The organism is Mesorhizobium sp. M7A.F.Ca.AU.001.01.1.1 (assembly GCF_004022735.1).
Taxonomy (GTDB): domain Bacteria; phylum Pseudomonadota; class Alphaproteobacteria; order Rhizobiales; family Rhizobiaceae; genus Mesorhizobium; species Mesorhizobium ciceri.
The window spans coordinates 1-5,414 of the sequence record NZ_RZPF01000459.1; the positions used below are offsets into that span (position 1 = coordinate 1).

The following is a 5,414-nucleotide window of genomic DNA, read 5'->3' on the forward strand; positions in this document are numbered from 1 at the left end:
GCGCACGCCCTGCGCCTGCATCATCTCTTCCATCAATGGCGCCAGCGCCTTGCTGGTGCGGTTGGAAAACAGCACGCCGCGCCGCGACGCCTCGAGCAGAGCCGCAAGCCCCGCCAGCTCCGGCAGCACATGCATGGCATCGCCGATGAAACTTTCGGAAAACTGAATGATGCGGCCGCGCAGCGGGATCGAGCTGTCCTTGGGGATGTCGCTGACCCAATTGTGCGGCAGGTTCGGCCCCGTCAGCACCAGATTGCCCGGCTCGAACTCGCCGATGAAGTCGCCGACGAAATAGCGGCCGTTGGTGAAGATTACCTGATGCAGTTCATATTCTGGATGGAAGTGCCAGCGCACCGTATGGAAGGGGTAGCCATGCGACCACGCCTTGAAGGACTCCCCGCGTCGTATCTGGACAACTTCCAGGTCCGGTTCCATGTCCGTTTCCTCCCGGCCGGCACGGATATTTGCCGCGTTCGGCCCAATTCCCTAAACCGGCCGAATTGGTTTCGGCTCTGCATTTCAAGAGCCACGGTACCGGCTCATGACAACAGGCGCCACCACGATTCAAGACAATGGATGATACTTTTTTAACCGGAAGGGCGCGCTCAGAGGCGCTATTCGGGCAGAACAGGTCAGTCTTGCTGACGCGTTCGCTCGACTGACCAACGAGAACACTACCGCCCGAAACGGAATTCCAACGTGTCCGGTGGGCGCCTGGCCTATCGCAAGAACAGCGTGTTCAGGCGCTGTTGCAGCGCCGTCATCGTAGTTCAGCTGGTGCGCAGCGCACCACCCGCCACCGTCGCGAGCGGCGTAACCATGTCAGGCACCAGTATGTCGTGGCGGCGCGCGAAGCTGACCAGCGTGGCCCGCACCGTCTCCGGATCGATTTCGCCGACGATGCCCGCCTTGCAAGCGTTGAGTGCGATGGCATGGGCGCCGTTGCGGCCGGCGCTCGGCCAGTCCTGCAGCAGTGCATAGGCTTCCATCACGCTGTCGATCATCCTCGGAAAGCCCATTCCGACCAGAAGTGTGACCGGTTCTTCGAATTGCCCGCGATTCATGGCTTGTACCTCCTCTCGATTGTTCAGGGCCTGCAGCGGGCCGAACACCGGGAAGCACGGCCCGCCGCGGATAGGTGAAGGGACTGGCCGATTTCCGTTCAGCCGCTGCCGGCGGATACCTCGGATGTTGCCGACACTTGCTGCGCTGCGAGGAACATCAGTGCCGACGCCGCGGTTCGCCGGTTCCAGCCGGCGGCTTCAGCCATGTCGAGCAGCCCTGCCAGCAGCGGCTTCAGCACGTTCCTGCATTCTGTTTCATAGGCCAGGAATTCCTTCGCTTGATGCGTAGGAGCCGGTACGGATCCGAGGCCAGCCATTGCATCCATCTTTACCTCCACTCTCTCTTCGACTGACGCCCGCTCCCCGCCAGGGGAGCGGGCGGATTGGGCCGCGACTTCAGAAGTCCATGCCGGCGCCGGCGGGCATTGCCGGGGCGGCGGCTTCCTTCTTCGGCTTCTCGGCCACCATCGCCTCCGTGGTCACCAGCAGGCCGGCGACCGATGCCGCGTCCTGGAGGGCGGTGCGCACCACCTTGGCCGGGTCGATAACGCCCTGGCCGAAGAGATCGCCGAATTCATTGGTCTGGGCGTTCCAGCCCCAGCCGAATTCGCTTTTCTCGCGCAGCTTGCCGACAATGATCGAGCCTTCGGCGCCGGCATTCTCGGCGATCTGCCGGACCGGCGTTTCGATGGCACGGCGCACGATGTCGACACCTGTCCTCTGGTCCGAATTGTCGGTCTGCACGGTATCGAGCGCCTTGGCCGCCCGCAGCAAGGCGACGCCGCCGCCGGGCAGCACGCCCTCCTCGACGGCCGCGCGGGTTGCATGCAGTGCGTCGTCGACACGGTCCTTGCGCTCCTTGACCTCGACCTCGGTCGAGCCGCCGACCCGGATCACCGCAACGCCGCCTGCGAGCTTGGCCAGCCGCTCCTGCAGCTTCTCGCGGTCATAGTCGGAGGTGGTCTCCTCGATCTGCGCCTTGATCTGTGCGACACGGCCCTGGATCTCTTCCTTGCGGCCGACACCATCGACGATGGTGGTGTTTTCCTTCTCGATCACCACCTTCTTGGCGCGGCCCAGCATCTGCAGCGTTACATTTTCCAGTTTGATGCCGAGATCATCCGAGATCGCGGTGCCGCCGGTGAGAATGGCGATGTCCTCCAGCATGGCCTTGCGGCGGTCGCCGAAGCCCGGCGCCTTGACGGCCGCGACCTTGAGGCCGCCGCGCAGCTTGTTGACGACCAGCGTGGCAAGCGCCTCGCCCTCCACATCCTCGGCGATGATCAGGAGCGGCTTGCCAGACTGCACCACGGCTTCGAGCACGGGCAGCATCGCTTGCAGATTGGAGAGTTTCTTCTCGTGGATCAGCACATAGGGCTCGTCGAGCTCCACGCGCATCTTGTCCTGGTTGGTGATGAAATAGGGCGAGAGGTAGCCGCGATCGAACTGCATGCCTTCCACGACTTCGAGTTCGGTCTCGGCGGTCTTGGCCTCCTCCACCGTGATGACGCCTTCATTGCCGACCTTCTCCATCGCCTCAGCGAGGAAGCGGCCGATTTCGGCATCGCCATTGGCGGAGATGGTGCCGACCTGCGCGATCTCGTCGTTTCGAGTGACCTTGCGGGCATTGGTCTTCAGTTCGGCGACCACCGCATCGACCGCCTTGTCGATGCCGCGCTTCAGATCCATCGGGTTCATACCCGAGGCAACCGCCTTGGCCCCTTCCCTGACGATCGCCTGTGCAAGCACCGTTGCGGTCGTCGTGCCATCGCCGGCAAGGTCGTTGGTCTTGGAGGCCACCTCACGCACCATCTGGGCGCCCATGTTCTCGAACTTGTCCTCCAGTTCGATCTCCTTGGCGACGGTGACGCCGTCCTTGGTGATGCGCGGCGCGCCGAACGACTTGTCGATGACCACATTGCGCCCCTTGGGACCGAGCGTCACCTTCACCGCATTGGCAAGGATGTCGACGCCGCGCAGCATCTTCTCGCGCGCTTCGGTATGGAATTTCACTTCTTTGGCAGCCATTGGATCACTCCTTTATCTAGGCAGCATTCGTTGACTGGTTGGATACAAGAAGCCGTCAGGCGGCCTTCTTCACTTCGGCGATCTCATCGATGATACCCATCACGTCGCTTTCCTTCATGATGAGCAGGTCCTCGCCGTCGAGTTTGATCTCGGTGCCGGACCATTTGCCGAACAGGATGCGGTCGCCGACCTTGACATCGAGTTCGACAAGCTTGCCGCTGTCGTCGCGCGCGCCGGGACCGACGGCGAGCACTTCGCCTTCCTGCGGTTTTTCCTTTGCGGTATCGGGGATGATGATGCCGCCGGAGGTCTTCTCCTCGGCTTCAAGGCGGCGGACCAGAATACGGTCATGCAATGGACGGAACGCCATGTCGTTCTCCTCGTGGACAAACAGGTTTTGAGGTTCCTCCGCACCGAACCGGCAATATCGGACCGGTGCGGAACGCCGCGACCCTTCGTCAGGCATCGCGGCGCATATCGAGCTAGTTTTGCCCTTTTTCGGTTTCAAGAGACCAGCGCAAAAATTTTTATATTCGACAAGAAAGAGCGCCAAGACACTGTTATGGCGTGGCTATTTTCGGAACCCGCGAGCTTCTCGCGGCGTTGTTTAAAGAGGGACAGAACCAATCGCCCCGGCCCGGCATTGGGCGGGTTCGACACAAATGCCGCCGGCTCGATGCCTCAGCGGAGAAGGAGAAAGACATGGCCGATACGGTCAGCAACGAATTCCGCCTGCAAATGGAAGGTTATGGCCTGACGACGGCCGAAATCCACTATTACCTGCCCGATCATCCAAGCCTGCTTCAGCTCTATGTCTGGCAGGACTATGATCTCGCTCCAGCCTTTCCCGAACTCAAGGGTTTTCTCCAATATTGGGAGCGCGAACTCGATGGTCCGCTCCACTCGGTTCGCGTTGCTCATCACCAGCTCATCCAGCCTTCGGAATGGCGGGCCGTCGAGGGCATAATCACGGTCCACTAGGGTCTTTGCGACGGCCTCCGCTACGTAGGGAATCACGACATTGGGGCAGGCTCTCGCCGGCCCCACGCAGCGCGACAGCCAACAACCTCCACTCCAAGATTTCCAATTTCCGTATTGTAAAACGATCGCGCCGCGCTAGCCTGAAATCAGATGCGAGGCGGGGAAGAGGAATGGAGCTCCAACTCAACGGCAAGGTGGCGCTGGTCACCGGCTCGACGCAAGGCATTGGCCGCGCCATCGCCGAGACGCTGGCGCGCTGCGGCGCGGGCGGCCTGCTCGTCACCGGGCGCGAGAAGACGCGCGGCGATGCCGTTGCGGAAGAGCTTTCGCGGCTCGGCACGCCGACGGTTTTCGTCGCCGCCGACCTCGCCGACCCGGCAGCCCCTGCCCTTTTGGCGCAAGCCTGCATCGAGCGCTTCGGCCGCATCGATGCGCTGGTCAACGCCGCAGGGCTGACCGACCGGGCCTCGTTCCTCGATGCCGATCTCGACGGCTGGGCCTCGCTGTTCGCGGTCAACGCGCGGGCGCCGTTCTTCCTCATGCAGGCGGCCATCGCCGACATGAAGAAGCGCGGAGAGCGCGGCGCCATCGTCAACATCCTGTCGATCAACGACCATTGCGGCTCGCCGGAGCTCGCCGTCTATTCCGCCAGCAAGGGCGCGCTGGCCACGCTGACCAAAAACGCCGCCAACGCCCATCGCTTCGATCGCATCCGCGTCAACGGCATCAATGTCGGCTGGACCGACACGCCGGCCGAACGCGTCATGCAAGCCGACACGCTGGGCAACGGGCCGGGCTGGCTCGATGCCGCCAACGCCTCGCAACCCTTCGGCCGCCTGTTCTCGACCAGCGATATCGCCAACCTCGCCGTCTTCCTGCTTTCGGATGCTGCCGGGCCGATGACCGGCACGCTCGTCGATCAGGAACAGTGGGTGATTGGGGCGAACCGGTGAGCGCCATCGAAACGCAAGCGCCTGCATGACGCATCTCGCCGTCGGCGATTTCACGGTTGCCATCAGAAATTTGTCGCGATGACGGTGACTGAAAAAGCCTATCGCATCATTCGCTCAAAGCACCCGCGCCGCCTCACAGCGCCAGGCTTCCCTGCTCCACCTCCTCGGCATTCGGATCTCCCGGTGCGGTGGCCCAGGCCAATTCGACCAGTGTCACGGTGCGCCGGCCTGTCCCGTCGAGTTGGCAGACGATGAGGCCCTGCTCCTCGATATAGGTCAAGAGGCGCCGGGCGCGGCGCAGCGAGTGCGAGCCGTAGGCGCGGGCGATCGCGGCGTCGCTCGGGCAAGGCCAGCCCTCCTTCGCCGCGCGGGCAATCATCATGAACAC

Annotated in this window: 7 protein-coding genes and 1 pseudogene; 2 read left to right on the plus strand and 6 right to left on the minus strand. The window is 62.8% G+C overall.

Going from position 1 to position 5,414, the window contains the following annotated elements:
• The 5 genes from EN884_RS24175 to groES all read right to left on the minus strand — a co-directional run.
• On the minus strand, positions 1 to 435 hold a 435-nt coding region (locus EN884_RS24175; RefSeq protein ID WP_206617630.1), incomplete at its 3' end, for a cupin domain-containing protein.
• 335 nt (positions 436 to 770) lie between these two features.
• The gene (locus tag EN884_RS24180) at positions 771 to 1,064 is read right to left on the minus strand and encodes a DUF982 domain-containing protein (RefSeq protein WP_027160769.1); all 294 of its coding nucleotides are present in this window, start codon (positions 1,062 to 1,064) and stop codon (positions 771 to 773) included.
• Between the two features lie 98 nt (positions 1,065 to 1,162).
• Positions 1,163 to 1,390 carry a hypothetical protein gene (locus EN884_RS24185; protein WP_013530720.1) on the minus strand — a complete coding sequence of 76 codons (228 nt, stop codon included), beginning with the start codon at positions 1,388 to 1,390 and terminating at the stop codon, positions 1,163 to 1,165.
• Between the two features lie 70 nt (positions 1,391 to 1,460).
• Complete coding sequence (gene groL, locus EN884_RS24190; RefSeq protein ID WP_027160770.1) at positions 1,461 to 3,092, minus strand: chaperonin GroEL; 1,632 nt, start codon at positions 3,090 to 3,092, stop codon at positions 1,461 to 1,463.
• Between the two features lie 55 nt (positions 3,093 to 3,147).
• Entirely contained in the window at positions 3,148 to 3,462 is a 315-nt protein-coding gene (gene groES, locus EN884_RS24195; protein ID WP_013530718.1) for a co-chaperone GroES, read from the minus strand.
• 332 nt (positions 3,463 to 3,794) lie between these two features.
• On the opposite strand from groES, the gene EN884_RS24200 reads away from it, so the two are divergent.
• Both EN884_RS24200 and EN884_RS24205 read left to right on the plus strand, forming a co-directional pair.
• Positions 3,795 to 4,073 carry an usg protein gene (locus EN884_RS24200; RefSeq protein WP_024501657.1) on the plus strand — a complete coding sequence of 93 codons (279 nt, stop codon included), beginning with the start codon at positions 3,795 to 3,797 and terminating at the stop codon, positions 4,071 to 4,073.
• Between the two features lie 170 nt (positions 4,074 to 4,243).
• Positions 4,244 to 5,026: an SDR family oxidoreductase gene (locus EN884_RS24205; protein WP_024501658.1), complete on the plus strand. Its 783-nt coding sequence runs from the start codon at positions 4,244 to 4,246 to the stop codon at positions 5,024 to 5,026.
• Between the two features lie 133 nt (positions 5,027 to 5,159).
• On the opposite strand, the pseudogene EN884_RS24210 reads toward EN884_RS24205, so the two are convergent.
• Positions 5,160 to 5,414 (minus strand): annotated as a pseudogene (locus EN884_RS24210) (ATP-binding protein); the annotation flags it as partial.